Origin of the sequence: Sphingobacterium sp. N143 (assembly GCF_030325625.1) — a bacterium.
Classification (GTDB): domain Bacteria; phylum Bacteroidota; class Bacteroidia; order Sphingobacteriales; family Sphingobacteriaceae; genus Sphingobacterium.
Genome location: NZ_JACAIS010000001.1, coordinates 266,849 through 292,913, shown reverse-complemented (window position 1 = coordinate 292,913; position 26,065 = coordinate 266,849). Strand labels below are relative to the sequence as shown.

Below are 26,065 nucleotides of genomic sequence, written 5' to 3'. Positions count from 1 at the left end.
AGATAATGGCACTGATCCGCATGAGCTGGATCAGTGCTTATTTTTTCCATGTGGTAACAATGAAAGAAAAACTTCTCGTCGGTTGGAAAGAAACACTCGATTTGCCTGAACTGGGAATATTTGGCATCGAAGCCAAAGTCGATACTGGTGCAGCGTCCTCGGTCTTACATTGCAATTCCTATAACATTGTTCATGAAAACGGGCAAGACTGGATTATCTGTGAATTAGTCATTGATTTTGAAACCGGAGAGACAAAAAAGCTTAAATTAAAACTCTATAAAACAAAACTGGTTAAAAGCTCTTTCGGCCAAGAAGAAAAGCGCTATTATATCCGGACAACAGCAAAATTATACAACCAAGTTTTTGACATGAAGATTTCCTTAAGAAATCGTTCAAAGATGACTTATCCTATGCTTTTGGGAAAGAACTTTTTGTACAGAAAATTTTTGGTGGACGTTTCCAAAGAAAATCTTGCGATGAAGGCCTTGGCAAATAAAACAAATAGCTAAGCTATTTTGTTATCTTAACACATACTATATTCAATATACAAATCGTGAAAATTGCCGTATTATCGACAGTAAAGAGTTTATACTCGACTCGTCGTCTCGTAGAAGCTGCGCAACAAAGAGGTCATGAATGCATTGTTATAGACCACAGTAAATGTTATGTTGGCATTCAACAAGGTAAACCCAGTATTCATTACAAAGGTCAGGACCTCAGCGATATTGACGCTATTATTCCACGGATAGGAGCCTCAGTAACATTCTATGGTTCTGCAATCGTTAGACAGTTTGAAGTCATGGACGTGATTTCCGCAAATCCGAGCCAGGCTATTACCCGGTCAAGAGACAAATTGAGATGTTTGCAAATTTTATCCGGTGCCGGTATCGGACTTCCCATTACCGGTTTTGCTCGGACAGCTTCGGACGTGGACGATCTCATTAGCATGGTTGGTGGCGCCCCTTTAGTGATTAAACTCCTGGAAGGCACACAAGGGATTGGTGTTGTTCTTGCCGAAACCAAGAAAGCAGCGTCGTCCGTCATTGAAGCCTTCTATGGCCTTGGCAACAATATTCTGATTCAGGAATTCATTAAAGAATCAAAAGGTTCTGACATCAGAGCTTTTGTCGTTGACGGTAAAGTTGTTGGTGCCATGAAACGTACGGCTAAAGAAGGGGAATTTCGGTCAAATATACACCGGGGTGGCACCGCTCAGGTGATACGGCTGACCAAGGCAGAAAGGGAAACCGCCATTGCTGCTGCCGCTCAATTAGGTCTCACCGTATGTGGCGTCGATATGATCCCTTCCGATCGCGGACCATTGGTATTGGAAGTTAATTCTTCTCCCGGATTGGAAGGAATAGAGAAAGCAACCAAAAAGGATATTGCATCTGAAATTATTCAATATATCGAAAGACAATATGAATTAAAGCAAGTCCAGAAACCAAAGATCATTAAGAAAAAGAAAAAGCGGGAAAGCAAATTATAACGCGATAAGCCATTAATTGTATGGCTTATCGCTGGCATGTTATTTCATTTTCATCACCATATTATCTGCACCTTCTGTGGTAACACTGGCCTGGCCAGATTTGTTCTTGGAAGACCTATAATGTACATGGTTCTTGATCCCTTCGATCTGAATCGTTTCCACAGCACGTAAGTTAATCATATTGTTCGCTCCATCAATAGTAACAGTTGACACATCAGCACCTGTCACTGTATTTCCCTTACCCTCGATCACGATCTTTCCTACGTTGCCCCGTATCACCACTTTATTATCCATACCTTCTATCTGGATAGTCTCACCTCCTTTTGCTTCAATTGTCCGCGTATTTCCCTTTCCCTCAATGGAGATAACCTTATCTTGTTGGCTGAGCACAGTAGGCATCCGATCGATCTGATGTAAGTCTTTGGCGATCACCAGGCCTCCCGCTAACAGAAAGGCAAATCCAATAGCAATAGTTGTTCTTTTCATAATTTTTATATTTTTAGATTACCGCACAAAAATCAAACCTAATATATTTTCCATTCAACTATGGACACAAAAAAAAGGAGCCTAAATGGCTCCTTTAATATCTCTAACAAATTGATAGCGGATTAAAAACTCTATTTTACTGCGTCTACAACTGCTTTGAAAGCTTCTGGGTTATTTAAAGCTAAGTCAGCTAAAACCTTACGGTTCAAACCAATGTTTTTAGCGTTTAATTTACCGATCAATTGGGAATAAGAAATTCCGTGTTGACGAGCTCCAGCGTTGATACGTTGAATCCATAAAGCTCTAAACTCGCGTTTTTTGGTTTTACGATCGCGGTAAGCGTATTGTAAACCTTTTTCTACTGTATTTTTAGCAATAGTATAAACTTTGCTACGTGATCCAAAGTAACCTTTTGCAAGGCCTAGGATTTTTTTGCGTCTTCTTCTTGAAGCTACTGCGTTAACCGAACGTGGCATATTTTTAAAATTAGTTTGGTAAAAGGTGTCATGTATTTCAATGAACTTACAACCCTGTACCCGGTTAAAAAATTATTATTAAATAAAATCGAATAAAACTTATTTACCGATAGCAAGCATACGTTTAACGTTGCCCATATCGCCATCAGATACATAACTTGTTTGTGTTAAGTTACGTTTACGTTTTGTGCTCTTTTTTGTCAAGATGTGGCTTTTGAAAGCGTTTTTTCTTGCAATTTTACCTGTTCCAGTCAATTTGAAACGTTTCTTTGCGCTGGAATTGGTTTTAACTTTTGGCATAATACTTATAAATTTTATATCAATCTGTTAGAATTCTTATTATTTTTTAGGAGCCTTTGGAGCTACTGTCAAAAACATACGTTTTCCTTCTAATTTTGGTAAAAGCTCTACCTTGCCGTAATCTTCCAATGCCTGAGCGAAACGTAACAACAAAATCTCACCTTGATCTTTGTGTACGATAGCACGACCTTTGAAGTGTACGTATGCACGCACTTTCTCACCACTTTCAAGAAACTTAATCGCATGTTTCAATTTGAAATCAAAATCATGTTCACCAGAGTTAGGTCCGAAACGGATTTCTTTGATAACAGTCTGTTTTGCATTAGCTTTGATTTCCTTTTGTTTCTTCTTCTGTTCGTAAACAAACTTACTGTAGTCGATAATCTTACAAACCGGCGGTACAGCATTTGGCGAAATCTCCACTAAATCAAGTTCCAACTCATCAGCCAACTCTAACGCTTTGCGTGTAGGGTAAACTCCTTGTTCCACATTATCTCCTACCAAACGTACCTCAGGCACTTTGATCAATTCATTAATGCGGTGATCTGGTTCTTTCTTTCTCATTGGTGGTCTTGGACCACCGGGTCTTTTTAATGCCAAATGTTTAAAAATTAAACGGTTATTTCCTTAATTAATATATCTCTAAATTCGTCAGCAGTCATTGTTCCTAATTCTACTGAGCCATGTTTACGTACAGAAACTGTGCCATTTTCCACCTCTTTTTCCCCTACAATCAACATGTAAGGAAGCTTTTTCACTTCGGCGTCTCTGATTTTCCTGCCCACCTTCTCGTCACGTAAGTCTATCAGTCCGCGAATATCGGAATTATTTAGCGAATTCAAAACATTTTGCGCATATTCTTCGTATTTTTCTGACACTGGCAAGACGATAAATTGCTCAGGAGCAAGCCATAACGGAAATTGCCCAGCACAATGCTCGATCAATACAGCCACAAAACGTTCTAAAGATCCAAATGGTGCACGGTGAATCATGACCGGGCGATGTTTCATATTGTCACTGCCGGTATATTCTAATTCGAAACGCTCCGGTAAATTGTAATCTACCTGAATGGTTCCCAACTGCCATTTACGCCCCAAAGCATCCTTCACCATGAAATCAAGTTTCGGACCATAGAAAGCAGCTTCCCCATATTCTACAACCGTTGGTAAACCTTTTTCTTCAGCTGCTTCAATAATAGCGGATTCCGCTAGGGCCCAGTTCTCATCGGTACCAATATATTTTGTACGGTTCTCAGGATCACGTAACGATACTTGCGCCGTATAATCATTAAATCCAAGGGCACCAAAAACATACAGAACTAAATCAATGACTTTTTTAAATTCATCTTTAACCTGGTCCGGACGACAGAACAAGTGCGCATCATCCTGAGTAAACCCTCTTACACGCGTTAAACCATGTAATTCTCCAGATTGCTCATAACGATATACCGTACCAAACTCAGCAAAACGCACAGGTAAATCTTTATATGAACGCGGTTTTACCTTATATATCTCACAGTGATGTGGACAGTTCATCGGCTTCAATAAAAACTCTTCGCCTTCAATTGGCGTTTTTATTGGCTGAAATGAGTCGGCTCCATATTTTTCATAGTGACCTGAGGTCACATACAGTTGCTTGTGTCCAATATGAGGAGTGACAACAGGCTCATAACCCGATTTCAATTGTGCTTTCTGCAAAAAATCAATCAGTTTTTGACGTAATGCAGCCCCTTTTGGTAACCACAAAGGTAGCCCGGCTCCAACTTTTTCAGAAAAAGCAAACAATTCAAGCTCCTTACCTAATTTACGGTGATCACGCTTCTTTGCTTCCTCAATAAATTTTAAATATTCTGTGAGCTCGGATGCTTTGGGGAAAGTGACACCATAAATACGTGTCAATTGCTTACGGGATTCATCACCCCGCCAATAAGCCCCGGCAACATTCATCAGTTTGATCGCTTTGATAAACCCAGTATTTGGAATATGTGGACCACGGCATAAATCGGTAAAGTCCCCTTGTGTATAGAAAGTAATCTTTCCATCTTCTAAATCCTTGATTAGATCCAGCTTGTACTCATCGCCTTTTTCAGTAAAATAAGCTAAGGCATCAGCCTTTGAAACAGCTTTACGCGCAAACGTTTCTTTACGTTTAGCAAGTTCCAGCATTTTATCTTCGATTGCTTTGAAGTCATCTGAAGAAAACTCCCGATCACCGAAATCAACATCATAATAAAAACCTGTTTCAATCGCTGGGCCAATACCAAACTTAATGCCCGGATACAAGCTTTCTAACGCCTCGGCCAATAAGTGAGCCGAGGAATGCCAAAAGGTCGATTTGCCTTTTGTATCATTCCAGGTTAATAGCTTAACACTGGCATCTTCTTCAATGGCACGGGCAGAATCCCATACTTCACCATTCACCTCAGCCGCCAGAACATTTCTCGCTAGCCCTTCAGAAATTGACAAGGCAATCTCCGCTGCAGTGATTCCTTTTTGATATTCTCTTACGGAACCATCAGGTAGTGTAATTTTAATCATTTACAACTATGATCTTTTTATTGTTAAAAAATAGAAAACATAAAACAACATGTACAATTATGTTATTACACTTATGTTTTCAACAAATAATCTGTGATACAAATTTAGCAAAAATTCTGACAATAAATAGATTTTACATGGTCATATTGCCACTCCACCGATAATATTTCCTTCTCCTAGGTTAAAGCTAATTTGGGGAAACTGTCAATGTCCACCAATTTACTGCATACTATAAAAAATGACATGATTACTACCTTAAATCAGCGGATACATGGAGCATCTTGTTAATATTTGCTATCTTTGCAGACTCAAATTTTAACTATGTCGAATCAAGTACCAGAAGACGGAACACAATTACCTTTGATGGAAGAATTTTACACCATCCAAGGAGAGGGGTACCACACCGGGACTGCTGCTTATTTTATACGATTGGGCGGTTGTGATGTAGGTTGCCATTGGTGCGATGTAAAAGAAAGTTGGGATGCATCCATTCATCCCCTTACAGCCGCAGATTCAATCATCGAAAACGCAAAAAAATATCCTGCTAAAACGGTCGTTATTACAGGTGGTGAACCACTTATTTATAATTTAGATTATCTCACAAAAGGGCTACACGAAGCGGGGATCAAAACATTTATTGAAACATCTGGAGCATATCCGTTAAGTGGAGAATGGGATTGGATATGCCTTTCTCCAAAAAAATTCAAGGCCCCACGCAAGGATGTTCTCGAGGCCGCTGGTGAACTCAAAGTTATTGTTTTCAATAAAAGTGATTTCGCCTGGGGGGAAGAATATGCCCAATTGGTCGGACCAAATTGCAGATTATACCTTCAGCCGGAATGGTCCAAATCGAAAGAAATGACTCCTTCCATCATAGATTATGTCAAAGAAAACCCAAAGTGGGATATCTCATTGCAGACCCACAAATTTCTAAATATACCTTAACTGGTCAATAAAAAGCCTTCAACGATCAAGTTGAAGGCTTTTTGCTAGATTTTAATCAGTCGGATAGCATTGCTATTACTTTACATAATCCCGTACGAATTCCTCCAATTCCAGTGTCTTAGTTTCCTCTCCTTCCTTATCTTTCACCAAAACCTTACCCGCACTATCCACATCCAACAAAAACAGATTTGGCTTGACAACAACTTTTCCTTTTTCGTCCAACAGACCGGTCTTACCGTCTTCTGAAAACATCAGGTAATTATTCAGAAACTTACTGATATTTTCCTTTTTATCCAACAGAACCTTGCCATCCTGCGAGACCAGTCCAAAGCTTCCATCTTGCTGGAAAATTGCCAACTGTTCATTTGCTGGTGTGAGCCAGTCAAACCCTGTTTTATTGATTTTATTCCCCTGTTTATCCAATAACCAGAAAAAGTTATCCTTATCTGAAACAATGGCAGTATGATCATTAAAATACGCCAAAGAGAAAAGCGAGCAAGGCAAGACTTCTTCTCCGGACATTTTTTTGATACCGTAATACTCGTCATTGGTTTCTTTATCTTTTAGCACAATCCATTTGAGCGACTTATCCAATGGAAAAGTATCCTCAAATAGACCTACATCCTCCCCCTCTTCCATCGCATTTTCGCCAGATATATCCACTACCTTAACCCCTTGGGGCAACTGGAAATCCTTATCCGAGGAGACATTGGTCACTTTAATCGTTTCAAAGCCTATATCCTTATTTTCTCCCAAAGCTAATTTAAGCACAGCGCCCGGAAGATCATTCACAAAAGAAAACGCCGTCAGATAATAGGCCGGTACAGCTTCGGAATACCAAACAGTCGCTGCTGCTGAATCTGTTTGGTTTTTTATAAACAATTTGGCCTTCTTACAGGTAATGCCCGCAACATCCTCAATCTCGCCCATATCTTGTATCCATACATAAGGGACTTTGGGCTCTTCGAGTTTATCACTAACGACCTTATACAAAGGATAATAAGATTCTGCAGTTACAATATCGTCACCGGTGGCAAAAGAATAGGTCTTTGCCAATTTCCGGTCCAAAATAGCATGTTCTGTTTGATTGACAACCGCAGCAGAACGATCTGCATCAGCCAAGATTTCGACATTTTTATAAGCGGTCTTTCCTTTTAGAAAGGGCTCATAAAACTCTTTTGCAAATTCAGGAATCTCATTTTCAAATTCCTCAGGTGAGATTTCTCCTTTAAAAACCAGTTCCATTTGCCATTGCTTATCTTGTCCATGCACTACCGGAATTGAAAGACCCAACAACAAAACTACTTCGAATAAATTCTTCATAAGAATGATAAATATGAAGCTAAATAACAAAAGATAGACCAAAAAGCCTATCTTTCTACTACATTTTTTATTTAATTCATTTTTGCTTCCACATCATGTTCATAAAAGGTACAAAAATGTTCGATACAGCTGGTTTATAAGGCATTTATTTACAACACGATCATTTTCTTCGTTTTCACAGCTTCGTCACAGGCCAATGCGATATGCAGGCTGTTGATCGCATCCGCCATGGAAGTGGATAGGTCCAGATCATTCCATATTGCTTCCTGGAAGAATCGTTGTTCCCGGTTACATAACTCCTGATGATCGGGTTCATCCGATAAGTCTACCCACTCATCTTGCTTGATAAATTCGTTGTTCATATCCAGATCAGCATAATGGACCCGGAGGCTTTCAGTCTGCGTATGTGCTGCTACAGAATCTGATTTACCTTCATTGCCCGCTTTATCCGCTACAATTGACACCGAACCTTTCGGTCCAAAGACATCCTTTACAAAAAAGGCATTTTGGCTCACCATTGGTCCCCACCCAGCTTCATACCAGCCCACGGAACCATCTTCAAAGTGCAATTGCAATTGCCCATAATTATAGTTCCAATCAGGAACATCCGCTGTTAGACGGGCACCAATTGCAGAAACCCGAACCGGCTTGGCTCCTACCATTTGACACATGACATCGATGTAATGAACTCCACAATCAACGATCGGGCTCAAGTTAGACATCAGGTTTCGGTGTACGTCCCACATATAGCCGTGACTTTGCTGATTTAAATTCATACGCATCACCAAAGGTTTCCCCATCGTTTTTGATAGCTCAATAAACTTCATCCATGAAGGATGATAACGCAAGATATAGCCAACCACTAATTTTTTATTGTACCGCACCGCTGCATCAACTACTTCCTGTGCCGAAGCCACGTCCTCTGCCAATGGTTTTTCGATAAAGACATGAGCTCCTGATTCAAAAGCTTTGATCGCATAGTCCCGATGTGTATCCGGATAAGTGGCAATACAGACGGCCTCCGGACTAGTTTGCAACAATGCTTCTTCATAAGAATCAAAGAGCGGATAGGCCGCCCCTAATTCTTGATTAAGCTTATATTTACTGCCGCCTCTGGCCACCAGTCCCACAATCTCAAATCCGTCCAGATCATGATAGGCTTTTGCATGTGAGGCTCCCATATTTCCACAACCTACAACTAATATTTTAATCACTTTCATTACGTATTTCTTTAAATTCAATCTTTATTTTCTTAATCCATCCAAGGCAAAAGCAGACCCAGCACCTAATGCTGCCCCTGCAAGTACATCTGATGGATAATGTACACCAAGATACATCCGAGAGTAACCAACACTTCCGGCCCATAATAGTGAAGGTGCGACAACATACCATTTGGAATAAGCACGGGACAATGCTGAGGCTGTCGCAAAAGCTGAAGAGCTGTGGCCAGAAGGAAAAGAATACCCACTTGCTGTCCTGACTGAGATAAAATTTGGATATTTTCTAAATGGCCTACTGCGTTTGAACACATGCTTGAGCCCTACATTGACCAGTGCTGTTACCGCTGTACTACTGGCTACATAAAGTGCATTTTGGCGCATCGCTTTGTCTTCGCGGATAGCTCCGGCAACCAATAAACCAACCGGTACTGCAACCTGGACATAATTATTGATATCAGAAAGCACCTTGAAGGTCTGGGTCTGTGGTTCAGTCCTTGTCTCAGCAATGGATTCCAGGATCCGGATATCCAATGTAGAAGCTGGTCTTTCTTGTCCTATCGAGTGGCGACAAAGACAAGTCATCCAACACATAAAAATAAATGCAATTCTTTTCATTGCTTAAAAATAAGGAAATTTACAGTAGTATCGGTAAAGCTAGACATCTTTAGTCAGACAACGTCAATTGTTGAAGGAGCAACATTAGTAAAATCTAATCCTTTCACTTTTTAAAATGATAATTTTGCATTTCCCATTAATTTACTATACATTTGCTCTCAGTTATTAATACAAACATGGTCTATACCTACGTACATCATTTTCATTTGCATCATCGCCATTGTGGCGATATGTTGATTTAATGTGTTCTTACGTAGAATACCCTCCCTCTTGTTTGATTTCTTATTATTAATAATTTACTGCTAACATTTATAAAGCGTTGAAAAATCTTAAAATTGCTATCCAAAAATCGGGTAGGTTAAACGAAAAATCTGTTCAATTACTGAAAAACTGTGGTTTGGATTTCGAAAACTACAAAAGTTCCCTAATTACTACTGTGGGCAACTTCCCCCTGGAAATATTATTTCTCAGAGATGATGATATCCCGGGCTACGTCGAACAGGGAATCGCTGATCTTGGTATCGTAGGTGAAAATATCATCGATGAAACGGAATCCAAAGTTGAATACATCAAACGACTTGGCTTCGGAAAATGCACTTTAAAACTAGCGATCCCGAAAGATAGTTCCATTCAAGATATCAAAGACCTGAACGGCAAAGCAATCGCAACCTCTTACCCCAATATTCTCAAAAATTTTCTGGACGACTATAAAATTGATGCCGACATCCGCCTGATATCAGGTTCGGTAGAAATTTCCCCCGGCTTAGGACTTAGTGATGCAATATGTGATATTGTGTCAACAGGTGGAACATTGAAAAGCAATGGTTTAAAACCTTTTGCCGATGTCAAAAATTCTGAAGCAATATTGGTTGGAAGAGAAGGTCTTGAGGGCAATGAAATTCTTATCGAATTAGTCCAACGGATCGAATCAGTCCTTTTGGCCAAAGAAACCAAGTATGTTGTTCTGAATGTGGAAAAGAAAAACCTTCCAGCCATTACTTCGTTATTACATGGTGTAAAAAGCCCAACGGTAGTACCTTTGGCAGAAGAAGGCTGGGTGGCTGTACACACCGTCATCACGGAAGACGACTTTTGGGATAAGATCAATAAATTAAAAGCTGAAGGTGCCCAAGGTATTGTGGTCATGCCGGTTGAAAAAATCATTCTTTAAATTTCATGTGCGAATACACCATGTTAAAAAAATATGATTATAAATCGTTAAAAAAGACGGAACTCCAACAATTAGTTACACGAAACACGGATCCCAACAATGCGATCCAGGAGATTGTACAGGATATTATCCAACAGGTACAACAGCAAGGAGATACTGTTTTGCGTGAGTATGCAGCAAAATTTGATAAAGTACAGCTCGACAAGCTCTTTTTGGATGCGGATGACATTGATGCATTAGCTGCCACAATACAGCGGGATCAACAACGCGCACTGGAAATCGCTTTCCAGAACATTCACAAATTTCACAGCACCCAGCTTAAAAGAGAGCGCACGGTAGAAACGATGCCCGGTGTGAAATGCTGGCGGGAAATACGTCCCATTGAAAAGGTAGGACTTTATATTCCCGGTGGGTCAGCTGTTTTACCCAGCACTTTATTGATGTTAGGCATTCCAGCCCGCATTGCCGGCTGCAAGGAAATTGTCGTCTGCTCTCCGCCCCAATCCAATGGAAAAATTAACGGATTCGTTGCATACTGTCTTAAATTACTCCAGATTAACCGCATCTATCTAGTAGGTGGGGCCCAGGCTGTTGCTGCCATGGCTTTTGGGACCCAATCCATCCCCAAAGTAGATAAGATATTTGGTCCTGGCAACCAATTTGTCACCAAGGCGAAATCCATTATACAGGGGCTGACCAATGTGAGCATTGATATGCCAGCTGGGCCATCTGAGGTTTTGGTAATCGCCGATGAATCCGCGAATCCAGCCTATGTTGCCGCAGATCTTTTGGCACAAGCTGAACATGGTATCGACAGTCAGGCAGTACTAGTTGCAACTACTGGCACCATGGTAGATGCTGTCAACAGACAACTTGAAGCACAGCTTGCCGTATTGCCCCGCAAAGAACTTGCGGCAAAAGCCATCGAAAATTCATATGCCGTCGTCGTGGACAATCTTCAGGAGGCTATTCAATTCTCAAACGAATATGCACCCGAACACCTTATTCTGGAAACGGAACAATGGCAAGCCCTGACAAGATATATCAGCAATGCCGGTTCGGTATTTTTGGGGCATCTTACCCCTGAAAGTGCCGGAGATTATGCTTCTGGCACCAACCATACATTACCGACTTCAGGTTACGCACGTTCATATTCGGGCGTATCAGTAGATTCTTTTGTCAAAAAGATCACTTTTCAGCATATCGATCAAACTGGATTGCAACAGATCGGATCGACCGTTGAAATACTTGCCGAACTCGAAGGACTGCAAGCTCATAAAAATGCGATTTCCATTCGAAAGAAATAACTATTCCAAGATATAGCGCAAAACAGCATCGCATCATGCACAAAGAGTGGGAGGCAATCCCCCCACTCTTTGTATACGACCTTCTTCCCGCGGATTTTAGCATAATAACAAGCTATCGACCAAAGGTATCGTAGTTATCGGTGGCATATTTTTCAAATCTGCTCAGCAATGCAATATTATCTTTTTCCAACTGGCTCAGATCTGCACTTACATCTTTTGATATTGGAACATACCAATCCACGGGGTCAAAAAACTGTCTGATGCTGGGTTTGGTAAAAGCATAGCCATGTCGTGCAAAAATAGTATTTCGGATAATTTCTAAATCCAGCTTCTTCAGGTTCTTCAGATCTTTTTCAGTTAATTTCTGTTTAGAGGCATTTACGCTAAATACAGCTGGCGATGCAGACCGGTAATATTCCATGACATAGGTGTAAACTGAATCTCCTTCAAATTCCGTTGCCTCTTTCTTTTTCGCATTGGTCCAGTCTACCAATACGCCATACTCATCATCCTGTTTGTTCAACATAAGATTTGGATTATAAGCAAACTGCTTTTTCAGAAGCTTAAAATTTCTTTTCTTAATTTTCACATCCTGATCATAGGCCGTCCATGTTCCCATAAGCGTATCGTTTTTAAGCTTTATTTCAAACCGTCCATCAGATTTTTTGTCACCGGGTTCATCCAACAACAATTGTATCGTATTACCTTCACCTTCAAGCTTTCCTGTCAATGCTCGCAGATTTCCCCGCACCACATTTTGTCCCAGTACAGCACCCTTATCCGTAATTTTTTTTATGATCAAATTGATCTTAGGATAATAATCTGAAGACATTAGCTCCATTTCTTCGCTAAGGGATGTTTCATCTATAGAAAAATCCCCCACCCAATTCCCATATAATTCTTGATGCGCTTCCTGTTCTACGATCAGAGAATCCTGTTGGTTCACAACAGTACTTTTCTTTTCGGTCCTGTCTTTACAGCCTAACCATACTGGCAACAGTAATAATAAGTAGATATTTTTTTTCATTATTCTTTTTTTCGATAAATGATATATTCTGCAAGCAACAAATTGGGTACCCATCCGAGCCAGGCAATGATCTGATATACGTCCATAGGATTCGGATGAAACAAATAGACCAACAGTACTTTCCAAAAACGTAATGTTATCGCCGAACAGGTCAGGGCAAAACTACGTATCATAAAATTTCGGTGCACATTAAATTTTTGCTGAACCGCTGAGCGGACTCCACGCCAGGTAAAATAAAACCAGCCAATACCAAGTAATTCAAATGAAATAACCGATGACAGGCCACCGTTGGCCACTGCGCCAATCAACAATCCCGAAGGTGCCGCACATCCCAAAATACTGAAAACATAAAGATATCCTATCCCTCGGTGCAACCGTGGAAAGTTCTTAAGAAGATAGGAATTGAACTGTGTAAATCCAGCAGGTAAGGCCAATACAGCAGAACAAACATGGGCATAAAAAGCATAGCGATACCACCAAATTCCGTCAACTTCAGTTTGCTTTATCATCAGAAAGTTAGCGTCCAATGTAAAACCATGGTATCTCCAGGTTATCTCTATCATCAACAGGCAGCTGTAGGCAAACAATACGAGCCACAATCCATTCCAGACCGAAAATTGAGCTTTCTTGTACATGTCCTTTCTATTTACTCCGGATAGCCTCTACAGGATCCAGGCGCGAAGCCATTAGTGCGGGTACAATACCTGATATCAAACCAATGAAGGTCGAAAGCGAAACCGTAAGAATGACCATCTTCAGGCTGACGACAATGGCGACTCCTGTAGCCAACTGAACGATAAAGGCGAGAAAATAGACAACCGCAAGGCCGATTCCACCACCTAGCAAGCAAAGTACGACCGATTCAATCAAAAACTGCGATAGGATAAAGAAATTCTTTGCTCCCAAAGCTTTCTGGATCCCAATGATATGGGTGCGCTCTTTAACACTCACAAACATAATATTAGCAATACCAAAACCTCCGACTAAAATCGAAAAAATACCAATGGAAAATCCAGCAAGGTTAATGATACCGAAGAGCTGGTCCAAGGCCCCCGTAATCATAGTTGTCTGATTTATGGAGAAATTTTCTTCCCGCTGTGGGGAAATGCGCCGGATTGAACGCATCAAAGTTTTTGCCTCGCTCTCAGCCTCCCCCAAGGTATAACTGGATTTGATCACCATGGCAATACTTGGGGAGAAATTATCATAATTGACAAGGTTCCGTGCCAGTTCAAAAGGAATAAAAGCCGTATCATCGGGGGAGGTATTGATCAGCACACCATTTCCCTCCTTTTTCAAAACTCCGACCACCTGTATCTTTCGTCCCAACATGCTTATATACTTACCGACAGGCTCTTCATTCGGAAAAAGACCTTCCGCAATATTGGCTCCCAATACCGCAACAAGAGCACCACCTCTGGATTCGCTTTCAGCAAAATAACGTCCATCCACAATATTTAAATTCTGGATATACAGATTCTCATAGGTTGCTGCATTCACGGAAGATCCCTGGGCAGAATTGTTCTTGTATTTGATCGTGGTATTACCAATATTGATCATGTAAGCCATATATTCGGCTGTGGTCATTCGACTTCTTAAATCGAGGTAATTGTTGTAGGTAGGTTCAGGCCTGTTCAGATATTTCCACCAAGGGTAATTTGGGCCACCATCCCACGGCCATTTTTCAATATAAAGCGTTTTGCTTCCAATCTTTTTAACGGATTCTTCAATATTATTCCGTAAGGTATCCACTGCGGAAAACACACCTATAATGGTAAATATACCAATAGTCACGCCCAACAGTGAAAGCATGGTACGTGTCCGATTGTCTTTCAATGCTGAAAATGCAAAATGACAACTTTCCAATATTAATCGAAGGAATAACATAATCGTATCCTAAAATACAATATAGTTTTGATTTAATGTCAAAATCAATAAAAATATATGTATAAAATAGAAATAAGACCTTTCTATACCCGAAAAAATTATAACTTTGTATGCTTTTTGCAACCTAGTATTTGGTGCACTGTAATGCACTGAAAGGTAGACATTAATATATATATCATTAAAGATGAAGTTATCTCAATTTAAATTCAACTTACCAGAATCATTACTTGCTTCTGAACCTTCTGAAAATCGCGACGAATCGCGTTTGATGGTCTTACATAAAGATACTGGTAAAATTGAACACAAAATTTTCAAAGATGTATTGGATTATTTTGACGACAAAGATGTCATGATATTGAACAATACAAAAGTTTTTCCAGCGCGTCTCTATGGTAATAAAGAAAAAACTGGAGCTACGATTGAAGTTTTCTTGTTACGCGAATTGAACAACGAGCTTCGTCTTTGGGATGTATTGGTAGATCCAGCACGTAAAATCCGTGTGGGCAATAAGTTATATTTTGGAGATGAAGATCTGTTGGTCGCTGAAGTTGTTGACAACACCACTTCGCGTGGCCGTACGATCCGGTTCCTATTTGATGGTACCGATGAAGAATTCCGCCGTAATATCGAAATTCTGGGAGAAACACCATTGCCAAAATATATCAAGCGTAAAGCTACACCGGAAGATAAATTCCGTTATCAAACTATTTATGCTAAAAATGAGGGTGCTGTCGCCGCTCCTACTGCTGGTCTGCACTTCTCCCGCGAGCTGATGAAACGTCTGGAGCTAAAAGGTGTGGATTTTGCCGAGGTTACGCTGCACGTTGGTCTGGGAACCTTCCGTACTGTCGAAGTGGAAGATTTAACAAAACATAAAATGGACTCTGAGCAATTCATCATTACGGATGAGGCAGCGAGAGTTGTCAATAATGCGATCGATAATAAACGTCGCGTATGTGCTGTAGGAACAACCTCTATGCGCGCCATAGAATCTTCAGTCTCTGCAGATCATCATTTAAAAGCCGCCTCAGATTGGACTAGTAAATTTATCTATCCGCCTTACGATTTCAGTATTGCAAACTCCATGATCACCAATTTTCACACGCCAGAGTCTACATTATTGGTTATGATTGCTGCATTTGCAGGATATGAAAATGTGATGAACGCATATGAGGTCGCTGTAAAAGAAAAATATAGATTCTATAGTTATGGTGATGCCATGCTGATTATCTAAGCGCATTCCTATGATTGAAATAATAGAGAACGTGGATGGCCTGAAGCTGTCCACGTTTTTTAGATAAACGTACCCAATCTCCAATTATGAATTTTGTAATTATTGTTGCCGCTGGAACCGGAAACCGAATGAATAGCGATCTGCCCAAGCAGTTTATCGAGTTAAATGGTAAACCAGTAATTATGCATACCATTGATCGGTTCTTCCAATCCGATGAAATGACGGAAATAGTCGTGGTGATTAGTCAGGAAATGGAGGTTTTTTGGAAAGATTTATGCCTAAAGCACCAATTCAGCATTCCAGTTCACTTAGCATTTGGGGGGAATACTCGTTTTTCGAGCGTCAAGAATGGCATCCAGTACATCCAACAGAATTTTAACATAGGTCCTGCAGACTACATTGCTGTACACGATGGAGCACGCCCCATAATTTCCAAGGACTTGATCTCAAGAGCCTTCCAAGGGGCTTATGAACATCAAGCCATTGTACTGGCACAAAAAAGTATAGAATCGGTACGGAAAGGAACGCCCACTTCGAATCAGGCCATTGACAGGGACCAGATCTGGATGATACAAACACCACAAGTGTTCCAGGCAGCATTACTGCTAGATGCCTATCAGCAAACCGAAGATCCCCTCTTCACGGACGATGCTTCAGTAGTTGAAAAAATGGGCAAGCACATTTCAATGGTTGAAGGAGATTCAAAGAATATAAAAATCACCTATCCACAGGATCTGCAAATTGCCCAGTTTTATCTATCCCTCATTTAAGACTCATCAGGCATTGCCACGGATCACGCGCAATAATACCACGATTATGGCGATCACCAAAAGAATGTGGATAATATTATTTCCACTTGCATAACCTCCAAAAAAGCTGATTGCCCAGATGATGACCAAAATAACAGCGATGATATACAATAAGTTTCCCATTTTTCTATAATTTAATACCTAATTTTTGTTTATATAGGTATAACAAAGAGAAGGGCCCTATAGTTTTATATTAAATGGATTAATCTATATCGAGTTTCAATCTATCATAAGCTAAGAACATATTTTCAGGAAGTTCTTTTGACACCTCTTCATGCAGCCCCATACGATGGCTGATATGTGTAAAATAAGTTTTGTCTGCCTGGATATCCTTTGCAAAACTGATCGCTTCCTCGAGAGTCAGGTGAGAAATATGCGATTCTTTCTGTAGCGCGTTTAAGACGAGAACCTTGACCCCGGACAATAATTTTTTCGACTCTTCAGCAATGAATTTCGCATCTGTAATATAGGCAAAATCATCAATCCTAAATCCTAAAACAGGCATTTTGTAATGCAATACCTCAATAGGCATAATTTCTTTTCCAAATAAAAGCAGCGGTTTTCCAGCCTGTATCTCTTCCAGGTCTAATCGTGGGGCGCCCGGATATTTAATTTCAGTAAAAGCATAATAAAACTCACGTTTCAGCGCTTCATGCAGTGCTTCCGTCCCATAAATAGAAATGGATGAATGCTGTTGATAATTGAAGGCTCGCACATCGTCCAGGCCAGCAATATGATCTTTATGTGAGTGGGTCATCAACACCGCATCCAGATGCATAACCTTCTCCCGCAGCATTTGATACCTAAAATCAGGACCTGTGTCCACTACTAAAGTATGTTGATTATATTCGATCAGAATGGAAGAACGTAATCGCTTATCATGTTTGTCTGCTGACTGACATACCTGACATTGGCACGCGATAACGGGTACCCCCTGTGATGTTCCGGTTCCTAAAAATGTTATTCTCAAACTACAGCTTTTGATTTCAGTACTTCTTCATAAATCGGAAAAAGTTTTTCAGAGATAGCTTCCGAATCAATCTCCACTTCCAGAAGAATATTCCACAAAGATTGAATCTTGATATCAAGATTCGAAAACTTATTCACGACCACAACTTTCGTTGCCTGCAACATACAGGCACCCGTACGGAATGAACCTTTTTCATACCTCACTTTATAGCCCTGTTCCTTAAAAAATTCTTCAATCCTTGCTAAACTGCTTTGTGTAAACGGCAACAAAATCTCTCCTTCTTTTAAATTTCTTCCTCGGTCTCCCAAACTTAGATAAATTTGCTTTTATATACAAATTTATTCGTTCATGCCCATAGAAAGGGCATCCTTTACTTTATCTTAACCGATTGTATGCTATGATTCAGCGGTTCAATCAGCAAGTTTCAACAATTCATTACTGAAGGTATCCCAGCTATACTTTTTCTTTTCGTCGATAATATTGTTTCTGAATTGGTCTTCTTTCCCCTTCTGATAAAAAGAAGCAATTCCATGCGCAATATCCTCGCTATTTGGTTCCACCACATAGCCGACATAATCATCTTTTACCAACTCAGGCAATCCCCCAACATTGCTGACGATCATGGGCAAATCAAAATGATAAGCAACCTGGGTGATACCACTTTGAGTTGCACTGCGATAAGGCAACACCACACAATCAGCCGCTGAAAAATATCGTCCCACCTCCTGGTTCGGAATAAAATCAGTATGCATATAAATAGACTCTGTCAGCTCATACTTTTTGATAAGTGCAAGATAGGGAGCTGGATCACCATAAAATTCTCCGGCAAGCAATAGTTTGACATCAAGTGCGCGAATCCGTTTATCAGCCATAGCTTCCAACAACATATCCAGTCCTTTATACTGTCGAATAAATCCAAAAAATAAGATCACATGATCCTGCTCATCAATCTTCAGTAATTTACGGGCTTCCTGCTTCGTCAGCTGCTGTCCATAATTATCATAAAGTGGGTGTGCTGTATAGACAGCCGGCATTTGTGGGCACAGGACCTTTAAATCGGCCAGTACACTTTTACTCATGGTAACACAAGCATCGACAGATTTTAGAAAATATCGAATTAACATCGGGTCGCCAAATCGTTGCTCATGAGGAATAATATTGTCCGCTATACAGACAATCTTTGTATGCTTATTTTTCCGTACTTGCCGTTGGATTGTCCCCAAACAGGGACCAAAAAAAGGCATCCAAAACCGCACGATAAGTAAATCATATCGTGCTTTTTTAAGCTCCCTTCCTACCTTAAACCAATTGAGGGGGTTAATGGAGTTAACTTTAGATTTTATATTCAAACCTGCCGGAGGTGGCTCATCAGAATACTGTGACTTTCCGGGAAAGAGAAAATTAGGGTATTGTAAGGTAAAAGAGTATATATCCACTTCATGTCCAAGTATCTGGAGATGGGATGCCAATCGTTCGTTGAAAGAAGCAATCCCACCGCCCCTTAAGGGATAAGCGGATCCTAAAATGACAATGCGCATAGTGGATTAAATGACTTTCTCAATCTGATAATCATTCCGTTCTGAATTACTTCTAGACACTAATTCAGCCAAAAAACCCGTCAAAAACAACTGCGTCCCCAAAATAATGGCCGTTAAGGCAAAGAAAAACAGGGGTTGATCTGTTATATCACGAAACGGTGTCCCATTGGCAATACTCATCAATTTATGACAAATTAAATAGATGGAAATAAATAATCCAGCAAGAAAGCTCACAACGCCCATAACACCAAAAAAATGCATTGGTCTTTTAGCAAACTTGCCTACAAAAAATATAGACAGCAGGTCCAGAAAACCTTTCACAAAACGACCAGGCCCAAATTTTGTGGTCCCGTATTTCCGGGGATAGTGTTGAACGATCTGCTCTTGTATATTTGTAAAACCGGCCCATTTTGCAATTACCGGAATATAACGGTGCATCTCGCCATAAACCTCTATATTTTTGATCACCTCTTTTTTATAAGCTTTAAGACCACAGTTAAAATCATGTAAATTGTGGATTCCTGACATCGATCTTGTCACCCCATTGAACAGTTTAGTCGGAATCGTTTTTGTCAACGGATCATAACGTTTTTGTTTCCAGCCAGAAACCAGGTCAGCCCCCTTATTCATCACCCGATCATACAATTCAGGAATTTCATCAGGGCTATCCTGCAAATCAGCATCCATTGTAATGACAACATCACCTTGCGCAGCAGCAAATCCAACATTCAGAGCAGCAGATTTACCATAGTTACGTCTGAATTTGATCGCTGAGATATTGCTATTCTGTAGCTTCAATTGCTCAATGATCTTCCAAGAATTATCTTTACTGCCATCGTCCACCAAAATGATTTCATAAGAAAAATGATTGGCAGTCATAACACGATCAATCCAAGCCGTCAATTCGGGTAAAGATTCTTCCTCATTAAATAATGGAACAACAACAGAAATATCCATGTGAATGTTAATCATGCTAAAAATATACTATTTTAATACAAACAAAGGTATTACTTTTTCCAGTAATACCTTATGCAATATATCTTATTTATAAATTCTAATTAGGTTCCTGCTTAAACACCAGTTTTTCACGTTTTGTCAATGCAGACAGTAACAGTGCAAAAACAAATTGAAACAGTAAAGTAATCGCCAGCCCCTTAAAAATCTGACCGAAGGTTATCTTCCCGATGGAATCAACTTGCTTTTCCAGTTCTGCAATTTTTGAATCAATTATTTCATCAGGTATATTATTTTTCTCCATATACTCAATGGTCACATTGATGGTATGGGTCACAACCTTTTCTTGTAGCGTAGGGTTGATAAAATTAACATATAATTGGGTTCCAATGGTCGAAATAATGGTTGAAATCGCCAACATCATAAAGATGGATTTCAGCGCGATGGAAAAACTCCAATACCCCCCATTTGCCTTTCGAAGAGAAAAGGATAATACAGCTGAGATAAAAACAAAAACACCTGTATTGACGACAAACGACATGGACATTACCCCCCAAAAGGATGCCAGATCTTTGACAATAAACAGGACCAGCAGTCCTAAAACAAAAGAAATTACCCCCAGTATTATACCATAGATAATACTTTTTTTCTTGTCAAATACTGCATCAAATCCTGCATTGCTTGGGTTGATTGAATCCGCCATAAGATTAATTATTATAGTAAGTACTCACAATTCGGTAAAGCGCAATATCAAAGGCTTTATTACCTGAGGCTGCAGCATATTCTTCAAACTGCTTCTCCGTTGGTTTCAACTCACTAAAGAAACTCATCATCGGATAAAACAGTTCATAGACTTCACTTCTTGGATTGATTCCTTTTGCTACTTTCGCTATTTCAGCATATGGGCTGTCTACCAGAATCTGGTTGGCGATAATATCTTCATAAATTTCATGTTCATCTTGGAACTCATCTTCATCAACCAGCAAAAACTCTTTTAAGAAATCATCCAGTTCAGGCTCAATCTCGTCATCTTTGCATTCCCCTAAATAAAGAAAAATATTTAACAGTTCCGTTCCACGGTCTATTGTTTCATCTTCAATGGCCTCCCATTCTTCGGAATCCAGATAATCTTCTTCCAGTTTCTGTACATCACTTGAAAAGAAATTCATCAATAGCAGGTCCACATAGACCTCCCGGAGTTCGTCAAACAAGGGGTAGTCATCGAATGATTGGTCCAAAAGTTCCAATTTCTCAAGATATGAGGCATCTGTATTAAATACTTGGATGAGTTTTGCTGAAAATTCAGCAGCTGTAGAAATCCCATCAACATTGCCATAATTTAAAATGCCGGCCTCTACGGCAGCTTTTATATTTGCTTCCATGGTTTAATCGTTTTTTATGATTTGATTATTATTGATGACCAATTCGACAGCGCCCTTTAATGTCTGTCCGAATAATGGAGAATTTTTTGATTTAGATTTATTTGTCTTCTCGTCGAAAGTCCAGGCTTTCGTAAGATCAAATAGTACAAGATTTGCCATTGCCCCCACCTCAATTGACGGAACATCAAGCGCCAAAATTTGTCGTGGTCTAACGGCTAAACTATTCACAATCTGCTCCTCTGTCAATCCTGCACGGACGAGCAAAGGCAATACGGTTTGTAAACCAATGATCCCATTTTTAGCAATATGGAATTCAACATTTTTAAATTCAATCTCCTGCGGGGTATGTTGCGAAACAATAGCATCGATCACACCATCCTTCACTCCTTTCAGCAACACTTTGGCGTCCGCTTTTGTACGTAATGGTGGGCTAACTTTATAATTGCTATCAAAACCAATGATATCCTCATCGGTAAAGACCAGTTGATGAGCCGCCACATCGCAAGTTACCCGGAGCCCCTTGGCTTTTGCTTTCTTGATCAGCTCTACGGCCTCTGGTGTACTAATTGATGCAAAGTGAATTGGCGCTTCTGTATATTCAGCAAGATATAAATCACGTGAGACCATCAAAGACTCTGCAAGGTTAGGGATCCCTTTCATGCCCAAATAGGTACTCATAGCACCTTCATTCATTTTGTTCCCTCCGGCCATGGATTCGTCTTCGGCATGTGAAAAAATCAAGCCTTCAAACCCTTTCGCATATAAAAGTGCCCTGCTCATCAGTCCTGCCTGCTGCACACTTTTATTTCCATCACTGAAAGCAACAGCCCCAGTTTGCTTCATATCATATAACTCTGCTAGCTCCTTCCCTTCTCTTTTTTTGCTAATTGCACCGATAGGATGCACATCGACAATATTTCCCTTTGCTACGTTCACAATTAGGGCCACTTCGGAACGGCTGTGAATGGCAGGTTCGGTATTTGGCATGACGGCCACCCCAGTAAAGCCTCCTGCGGCGGCGGCGGCAGTACCGGTGATGATATCTTCTTTCGTTTCTAATCCCGGTTCCCCAAAATTAGCATGTAAATCGAAAAACCCAGGTGCCAAAATTTTTCCCGAACCATCGATAACCTCTACATTCTTATCCGTGGGTTTGACAGTCTTTCCAATCTGCACGATTTTCCCTTTCTCAATGAATATATCAACAGTTTGCTGATGAAATTCGTTACCTGGCAAAATTACTTTAGCAGAAGTAATCAATAAGCTTTTCATATATGAATGTGATTGAAATTAATAGGATACAAATTGTTTAGTAAAGCATGGAACGTATTTGGTCTAATCAAACAAAAAACGTATTTATGACTATAAATCGTATAGTTATAAATAGATTTTTCGCGCGATGCTCCTGATTGCTTCATTTCGAGAAACAAAGTTACAAAATACAATTTTATTATAGAACACTAAAAATAGATTTCAGCCCGCAGTCACTTAGGAGTTTTCTCCCCATTGATAATGTTTAAAATCAAATCCTGCAAGGCTCAAAACACGATCTACAACCGTTTCGGCCAGCTCCTCCATATTCTTCGGCAAGCTATAAAATGAAGGAGACGCTGGGCAAATTATCCCTCCAGCCTCTGTGACCAATTTCATGTTCTGAATATGTATAATACTCAAAGGTGTTTCACGGGTGACTAAAATCAATTTCCTACGTTCCTTCAGCATCACATCTGCAGCACGTGTTGTCAGATCTGAAGAGCTCCCATAAGCTATCCTTGATAAGGTTCCCATAGAGCATGGACAAACGATCATGGTATCGTACCGTGCTGACCCTGAAGCAAACGGTGCAAAAAAGTCATTTTTGTCATAAAACTTAAAAGGAACATCCTGATAACTCTCATCACCTAATTCCGCACGCCAAACATCTTTGGCATTATTGGACATCACAATACCTATTTCGGCAATTTGAGATTTTAATGCATGTAGTTTTTCTAATAAAACCTTAGCATAGATAGAGCCGCTCGCTCCTGTAATGGCAATAACAATTTTTCTTTTGGACATCTCTTTTAAATATAAAAACAAAGCTATAAAAAAAGGGTCGTAGTGAGAAACACCCGACCCTACATCTACCTATGAAAAACATGCCCTTGGGAGGGGCTTAACAAAAGTACATCTACTTTTTAATTTACAAAAGTTTTAGGTGCATTACTACACATTTGTGTACAAAAATTGGCCAAAAAATCCTTTTTCCTCCTATTACAGCCACTGCACTCCGGTTAAAACAGCCATTTTTTTATTTTCCACCCCAGGTTAGCATAACAGGACTACATAAATAAATTCGGCTACCGAACAATTATTTTTCATGAATAAAACTTATTTTAGTGGAAGAGTTACGAAATTTATTAGAAAATGAACCTTTCTGTTTTAGAACAATACATTGAAGAAGGCAAAAGTCATGACATCGATCTATTATTAATTGGAAATCCCGAATTACTACAGGAAACGACCAGTCACGGCATATCACCTTTACTCTTAGCCTGCTATTATAATAAACCACAGATCATCCGAATACTTTTACAACATACCAAATCAATGACTATCCACGAGGCCTGTGCTGCGGGATTGACCTCTTATGTAGAGGCCATCATACAACAGCTTCCATCAGTGGTCAATGAATGGTCTTCTCATGGATTCACACCTTTAGCGCTTGCCACCTATTTTAACAAGGCCGATATTGTTCGTCTGTTATTATCCAAAAAAGTAGATCCAAACGTTGTTACCAAAAATGAACAATTCACCTATCCCCTGCATATCGCGGCATCCAACAATAATGAAGAAATTGGGAAACTGCTCATTGAAGCTGATGCCGATGTGAATGCAGTACAAGCTACGGGTGATACAGCACTTCATTTTGCTGCCCAACATGGAAATATAGAATTGATCATTGCGTTACTGGAATTTGGTGCAGATACTAAAATCGCTAACCTCTCCGGATTTATACCTGCAGATCTCGCGTATGAAAAGGGATACCGGGAAATAGCTGAAATTTTAAAAAATTAACCATTTCGTAAAATCACGGCCCCAATTCTACAATTGAGGCACTGTTTTTTATCACAGTACCACTTTTTAAGCTGCAATAAAGACTGGCTTTGAGATGCATTTTGTACAGGCCAACCATACTCCTTAAACTTCTCTATTATAACATTCCTTTCCACAGGGAGCAATTCTAGAAACCGGATCGCCTTATCCATATATTTTTCAATTCCGTAATATTTTCCATAGGCAAAAAGGAAGGTGACAATAACATTAATGATCAGCACATCAATTGTGCCTTTACCAATCTTTCCGGCATGCTTCGTGCGAGTCGGCCCGGTAAAAGAAAAATGATCTCTCCAATAATCATTTAATGTATTGAGCTCAAATAATGACCGCGCTTCTTCAATCCCTTCTACATCCAAGATCTTCGAAAGGCTGAGTGATTTGCCACTGAATAAAGCGGCTAGTTGGGCTACACGCAGTTCCGGAAAGTTATATGGTCGCATCCTCAATTTCTTCCAGTTCCCATTGATTACGACAAGATCATGAATAGCTTTCTGATAATCAAACTCATCGATCAATTGCCGGGTATATTCATCTGGGTGATCCCGGGGCAATAAACCACTGATCCCGAAAAATAAAGCCTCTATTTTAAAAGGATCAAAACGATACTTCTGTAAAACCTGAAACGGCAGTTTTTCCCCTAATTCTTGAAACATATCAACGTTTACGCTCAACCCCATACCCCGGCACATCCATACCCAGAACACTCGTTCCCAATCGTTATCTGCCTTTGCTAATATTGAAAATACATCCAGTATTTTCATTTCCAGCCGTTCATAAGACAAAGCGTCCAACCACATCGATCGCTTGAATGTATCTACCGAATCTAGCTGGGCTTGACAAGGAATCCAATAAGCCCTGGTCATCATGTTTGCATACTTCATCAGCAGATCCTGATCTACATAGGCTGAAAGTTCCAAAGTAGGAATGACAGTTCCATCCTTGCGATAGATCACCTGGTCATTTATCCAAACAACATGTAAGACGACATTATTGTAAGAAACATCATATTGATGATGATGTCTATTCCAGTCCGAGGCTCGGACATGCATTTCTATATGGCCAGCCCATTCTTCATTCCCCAGAATGATACGTGCCATCTTAAAATCGGGCCCAGCATTCAGATTATGCTGTCCCACATTGACTACGGACAATGGAACACCCTCAGTAGACTCCAAAGCTATTGTATTGAACAACCGTAGTTTCCAGATAAACTGCATTAAGTTTTCTGTCACCATCATAAAATGTAACTTTAGAAAATTAAATCAGGCAGATAAAGATTTATAATCCCCTAAATAT

General features: G+C 40.0%; 29 protein-coding genes. 8 read left to right on the top strand and 21 right to left on the bottom strand.

Annotation, left to right across the window (positions count from 1 at the left end):
* The first annotated feature begins 5 nt into the window (after positions 1–5).
* Positions 6–509: an ATP-dependent zinc protease family protein gene (locus tag HX021_RS01210; RefSeq protein WP_286587679.1), complete on the top strand. Its 504-nt coding sequence runs from the start codon at positions 6–8 to the stop codon at positions 507–509.
* Between the two features lie 44 nt (positions 510–553).
* Positions 554–1,489: a 30S ribosomal protein S6--L-glutamate ligase gene (gene rimK, locus HX021_RS01205; protein ID WP_286587677.1), complete on the top strand. Its 936-nt coding sequence runs from the start codon at positions 554–556 to the stop codon at positions 1,487–1,489.
* A gap of 39 nt (positions 1,490–1,528) precedes the next feature.
* On the opposite strand, the gene HX021_RS01200 is transcribed toward rimK, so the two are convergent.
* The 5 genes from HX021_RS01200 to thrS all read right to left on the bottom strand — a co-directional run bounded on the left by HX021_RS01200 (position 1,529) and on the right by thrS (position 5,288).
* Positions 1,529–1,975 (bottom strand): DUF3060 domain-containing protein, encoded by a 447-nt coding sequence (locus HX021_RS01200; RefSeq protein ID WP_286587676.1) that lies wholly within the window; start codon positions 1,973–1,975, stop codon positions 1,529–1,531.
* Positions 1,976–2,106: 131 nt separating this feature from the next.
* Positions 2,107–2,451 (bottom strand): 50S ribosomal protein L20, encoded by a 345-nt coding sequence (gene rplT, locus HX021_RS01195; protein ID WP_046674462.1) that lies wholly within the window; start codon positions 2,449–2,451, stop codon positions 2,107–2,109.
* Between the two features lie 99 nt (positions 2,452–2,550).
* Positions 2,551–2,751: a 50S ribosomal protein L35 gene (gene rpmI / locus HX021_RS01190; RefSeq protein ID WP_002993964.1), complete on the bottom strand. Its 201-nt coding sequence runs from the start codon at positions 2,749–2,751 to the stop codon at positions 2,551–2,553.
* 39 nt (positions 2,752–2,790) lie between these two features.
* Complete coding sequence (gene infC / locus HX021_RS01185) at positions 2,791–3,351, bottom strand: translation initiation factor IF-3 (RefSeq protein ID WP_077435368.1); 561 nt, start codon at positions 3,349–3,351, stop codon at positions 2,791–2,793.
* 11 nt (positions 3,352–3,362) lie between these two features.
* On the bottom strand, positions 3,363–5,288 hold the full coding sequence (gene thrS, locus HX021_RS01180) for a threonine--tRNA ligase (protein WP_286587669.1): 1,926 nt from the start codon (positions 5,286–5,288) through the stop codon (positions 3,363–3,365).
* Between the two features lie 321 nt (positions 5,289–5,609).
* On the opposite strand from thrS, the gene HX021_RS01175 reads away from it, so the two are divergent.
* Positions 5,610–6,233 carry a 7-carboxy-7-deazaguanine synthase QueE gene (locus tag HX021_RS01175; protein WP_286587668.1) on the top strand — a complete coding sequence of 208 codons (624 nt, stop codon included), beginning with the start codon at positions 5,610–5,612 and terminating at the stop codon, positions 6,231–6,233.
* A gap of 75 nt (positions 6,234–6,308) precedes the next feature.
* Here HX021_RS01175 and HX021_RS01170 read toward each other — a convergent pair whose 3' ends face one another.
* From HX021_RS01170 to HX021_RS01160, 3 genes are all read right to left on the bottom strand, one after another.
* Positions 6,309–7,556 (bottom strand): WG repeat-containing protein, encoded by a 1,248-nt coding sequence (locus HX021_RS01170; RefSeq protein ID WP_286587666.1) that lies wholly within the window; start codon positions 7,554–7,556, stop codon positions 6,309–6,311.
* Between the two features lie 149 nt (positions 7,557–7,705).
* Positions 7,706–8,776: a Gfo/Idh/MocA family oxidoreductase gene (locus HX021_RS01165; RefSeq protein WP_286587664.1), complete on the bottom strand. Its 1,071-nt coding sequence runs from the start codon at positions 8,774–8,776 to the stop codon at positions 7,706–7,708.
* 24 nt (positions 8,777–8,800) lie between these two features.
* On the bottom strand, positions 8,801–9,391 hold the full coding sequence (locus tag HX021_RS01160; RefSeq protein WP_286587662.1) for a phosphatase PAP2 family protein: 591 nt from the start codon (positions 9,389–9,391) through the stop codon (positions 8,801–8,803).
* 319 nt (positions 9,392–9,710) lie between these two features.
* Here HX021_RS01160 and hisG point away from each other — a divergent pair, with 319 nt between their 5' ends.
* Together hisG and hisD are read left to right on the top strand one after the other, a co-directional pair.
* Positions 9,711–10,562: an ATP phosphoribosyltransferase gene (gene hisG, locus HX021_RS01155; RefSeq protein WP_286587660.1), complete on the top strand. Its 852-nt coding sequence runs from the start codon at positions 9,711–9,713 to the stop codon at positions 10,560–10,562.
* Positions 10,563–10,582: 20 nt separating this feature from the next.
* Positions 10,583–11,869, top strand: coding sequence for a histidinol dehydrogenase (hisD, locus tag HX021_RS01150; protein ID WP_286587658.1), 1,287 nt, complete (start codon positions 10,583–10,585; stop codon positions 11,867–11,869).
* Positions 11,870–11,981: 112 nt separating this feature from the next.
* Here hisD and HX021_RS01145 read toward each other — a convergent pair whose 3' ends face one another.
* Genes HX021_RS01145 through HX021_RS01135 form a run of 3 tightly spaced genes read right to left on the bottom strand, consistent with a single transcriptional unit; the run spans position 11,982 to position 14,762 of the window.
* Positions 11,982–12,896: a YARHG domain-containing protein gene (locus tag HX021_RS01145; protein ID WP_286587657.1), complete on the bottom strand. Its 915-nt coding sequence runs from the start codon at positions 12,894–12,896 to the stop codon at positions 11,982–11,984.
* Positions 12,896–13,531, bottom strand: coding sequence for a DUF2306 domain-containing protein (locus HX021_RS01140; RefSeq protein WP_286587655.1), 636 nt, complete (start codon positions 13,529–13,531; stop codon positions 12,896–12,898). Before HX021_RS01140 ends, HX021_RS01145 begins: the two co-directional genes overlap by 1 nt.
* A gap of 7 nt (positions 13,532–13,538) precedes the next feature.
* A complete protein-coding gene (locus HX021_RS01135) occupies positions 13,539–14,762 on the bottom strand; it encodes an ABC transporter permease (protein WP_353621002.1) in 1,224 nt (407 codons plus the stop codon).
* Between the two features lie 205 nt (positions 14,763–14,967).
* Between HX021_RS01135 and queA the strand changes: the two genes are divergently transcribed.
* Positions 14,968–16,017 (top strand): tRNA preQ1(34) S-adenosylmethionine ribosyltransferase-isomerase QueA, encoded by a 1,050-nt coding sequence (queA, locus tag HX021_RS01130; RefSeq protein WP_286587651.1) that lies wholly within the window; start codon positions 14,968–14,970, stop codon positions 16,015–16,017.
* Positions 16,018–16,103: 86 nt separating this feature from the next.
* Complete coding sequence (locus HX021_RS01125) at positions 16,104–16,787, top strand: 2-C-methyl-D-erythritol 4-phosphate cytidylyltransferase (RefSeq protein ID WP_286587649.1); 684 nt, start codon at positions 16,104–16,106, stop codon at positions 16,785–16,787.
* 6 nt (positions 16,788–16,793) lie between these two features.
* Here the strand turns inward: HX021_RS01125 and HX021_RS01120 are convergent, their stop codons facing one another.
* The 9 genes from HX021_RS01120 to HX021_RS01080 form a co-directional block, all read right to left on the bottom strand.
* Positions 16,794–16,949: a lmo0937 family membrane protein gene (locus HX021_RS01120; RefSeq protein WP_286587647.1), complete on the bottom strand. Its 156-nt coding sequence runs from the start codon at positions 16,947–16,949 to the stop codon at positions 16,794–16,796.
* A gap of 79 nt (positions 16,950–17,028) precedes the next feature.
* Positions 17,029–17,796: an MBL fold metallo-hydrolase gene (locus tag HX021_RS01115; RefSeq protein WP_286587646.1), complete on the bottom strand. Its 768-nt coding sequence runs from the start codon at positions 17,794–17,796 to the stop codon at positions 17,029–17,031.
* Positions 17,793–18,104: a hypothetical protein gene (locus tag HX021_RS01110; protein WP_286587645.1), complete on the bottom strand. Its 312-nt coding sequence runs from the start codon at positions 18,102–18,104 to the stop codon at positions 17,793–17,795. Before HX021_RS01110 ends, HX021_RS01115 begins: the two co-directional genes overlap by 4 nt.
* Positions 18,105–18,206: 102 nt before the next feature.
* On the bottom strand, positions 18,207–19,334 hold the full coding sequence (locus HX021_RS01105) for a glycosyltransferase (RefSeq protein WP_286587643.1): 1,128 nt from the start codon (positions 19,332–19,334) through the stop codon (positions 18,207–18,209).
* A 6-nt stretch (positions 19,335–19,340) separates the two neighbouring features.
* The gene (locus tag HX021_RS01100) at positions 19,341–20,291 is read right to left on the bottom strand and encodes a glycosyltransferase family 2 protein (protein ID WP_286588504.1); all 951 of its coding nucleotides are present in this window, start codon (positions 20,289–20,291) and stop codon (positions 19,341–19,343) included.
* A 97-nt stretch (positions 20,292–20,388) separates the two neighbouring features.
* Positions 20,389–20,991, bottom strand: coding sequence for a DUF4199 domain-containing protein (locus HX021_RS01095; RefSeq protein ID WP_286587641.1), 603 nt, complete (start codon positions 20,989–20,991; stop codon positions 20,389–20,391).
* A 4-nt stretch (positions 20,992–20,995) separates the two neighbouring features.
* The gene (locus tag HX021_RS01090; RefSeq protein WP_286587640.1) at positions 20,996–21,670 is read right to left on the bottom strand and encodes a hypothetical protein; all 675 of its coding nucleotides are present in this window, start codon (positions 21,668–21,670) and stop codon (positions 20,996–20,998) included.
* Between the two features lie 3 nt (positions 21,671–21,673).
* Positions 21,674–22,942 (bottom strand): dihydroorotase, encoded by a 1,269-nt coding sequence (locus HX021_RS01085; protein ID WP_286587638.1) that lies wholly within the window; start codon positions 22,940–22,942, stop codon positions 21,674–21,676.
* Between the two features lie 216 nt (positions 22,943–23,158).
* The gene (locus HX021_RS01080; protein WP_286587637.1) at positions 23,159–23,728 is read right to left on the bottom strand and encodes a UbiX family flavin prenyltransferase; all 570 of its coding nucleotides are present in this window, start codon (positions 23,726–23,728) and stop codon (positions 23,159–23,161) included.
* A 348-nt stretch (positions 23,729–24,076) separates the two neighbouring features.
* On the opposite strand from HX021_RS01080, the gene HX021_RS01075 reads away from it, so the two are divergent.
* The gene (locus HX021_RS01075; RefSeq protein WP_286587635.1) at positions 24,077–24,727 is read left to right on the top strand and encodes an ankyrin repeat domain-containing protein; all 651 of its coding nucleotides are present in this window, start codon (positions 24,077–24,079) and stop codon (positions 24,725–24,727) included.
* Here HX021_RS01075 and HX021_RS01070 read toward each other — a convergent pair.
* Positions 24,724–26,007, bottom strand: coding sequence for a DUF2851 family protein (locus HX021_RS01070; protein ID WP_286587633.1), 1,284 nt, complete (start codon positions 26,005–26,007; stop codon positions 24,724–24,726). The two genes, HX021_RS01075 and HX021_RS01070, sit on opposite strands and share 4 nt — an antisense overlap.
* Positions 26,008–26,065 lie beyond the last annotated feature (58 nt).

Coding starts and splice junctions, on each gene's coding strand:
- HX021_RS01210 (WP_286587679.1), top strand. CDS start 6: ATGGCACTGATCCGCATGAGCTGGATCAGTGCTTATTTTTTCCATGTG.
- HX021_RS01200 (WP_286587676.1), bottom strand. CDS start 1,975: ATGAAAAGAACAACTATTGCTATTGGATTTGCCTTTCTGTTAGCGGGA.
- rplT (WP_046674462.1), bottom strand. CDS start 2,451: ATGCCACGTTCGGTTAACGCAGTAGCTTCAAGAAGAAGACGCAAAAAA.
- rpmI (WP_002993964.1), bottom strand. CDS start 2,751: ATGCCAAAAGTTAAAACCAATTCCAGCGCAAAGAAACGTTTCAAATTG.
- thrS (WP_286587669.1), bottom strand. CDS start 5,288: ATGATTAAAATTACACTACCTGATGGTTCCGTAAGAGAATATCAAAAA.
- HX021_RS01175 (WP_286587668.1), top strand. CDS start 5,610: ATGTCGAATCAAGTACCAGAAGACGGAACACAATTACCTTTGATGGAA.
- HX021_RS01170 (WP_286587666.1), bottom strand. CDS start 7,556: ATGAAGAATTTATTCGAAGTAGTTTTGTTGTTGGGTCTTTCAATTCCG.
- HX021_RS01165 (WP_286587664.1), bottom strand. CDS start 8,776: ATGAAAGTGATTAAAATATTAGTTGTAGGTTGTGGAAATATGGGAGCC.
- HX021_RS01160 (WP_286587662.1), bottom strand. CDS start 9,391: ATGAAAAGAATTGCATTTATTTTTATGTGTTGGATGACTTGTCTTTGT.
- hisD (WP_286587658.1), top strand. CDS start 10,583: ATGTTAAAAAAATATGATTATAAATCGTTAAAAAAGACGGAACTCCAA.
- HX021_RS01145 (WP_286587657.1), bottom strand. CDS start 12,896: ATGAAAAAAAATATCTACTTATTATTACTGTTGCCAGTATGGTTAGGC.
- HX021_RS01140 (WP_286587655.1), bottom strand. CDS start 13,531: ATGTACAAGAAAGCTCAATTTTCGGTCTGGAATGGATTGTGGCTCGTA.
- queA (WP_286587651.1), top strand. CDS start 14,968: ATGAAGTTATCTCAATTTAAATTCAACTTACCAGAATCATTACTTGCT.
- HX021_RS01125 (WP_286587649.1), top strand. CDS start 16,104: ATGAATTTTGTAATTATTGTTGCCGCTGGAACCGGAAACCGAATGAAT.
- HX021_RS01120 (WP_286587647.1), bottom strand. CDS start 16,949: ATGGGAAACTTATTGTATATCATCGCTGTTATTTTGGTCATCATCTGG.
- HX021_RS01105 (WP_286587643.1), bottom strand. CDS start 19,334: ATGCGCATTGTCATTTTAGGATCCGCTTATCCCTTAAGGGGCGGTGGG.
- HX021_RS01100 (WP_286588504.1), bottom strand. CDS start 20,291: ATGGATATTTCTGTTGTTGTTCCATTATTTAATGAGGAAGAATCTTTA.
- HX021_RS01095 (WP_286587641.1), bottom strand. CDS start 20,991: ATGGCGGATTCAATCAACCCAAGCAATGCAGGATTTGATGCAGTATTT.
- HX021_RS01090 (WP_286587640.1), bottom strand. CDS start 21,670: ATGGAAGCAAATATAAAAGCTGCCGTAGAGGCCGGCATTTTAAATTAT.
- HX021_RS01085 (WP_286587638.1), bottom strand. CDS start 22,942: ATGAAAAGCTTATTGATTACTTCTGCTAAAGTAATTTTGCCAGGTAAC.
- HX021_RS01080 (WP_286587637.1), bottom strand. CDS start 23,728: ATGTCCAAAAGAAAAATTGTTATTGCCATTACAGGAGCGAGCGGCTCT.
- HX021_RS01075 (WP_286587635.1), top strand. CDS start 24,077: ATGAACCTTTCTGTTTTAGAACAATACATTGAAGAAGGCAAAAGTCAT.
- HX021_RS01070 (WP_286587633.1), bottom strand. CDS start 26,007: ATGATGGTGACAGAAAACTTAATGCAGTTTATCTGGAAACTACGGTTG.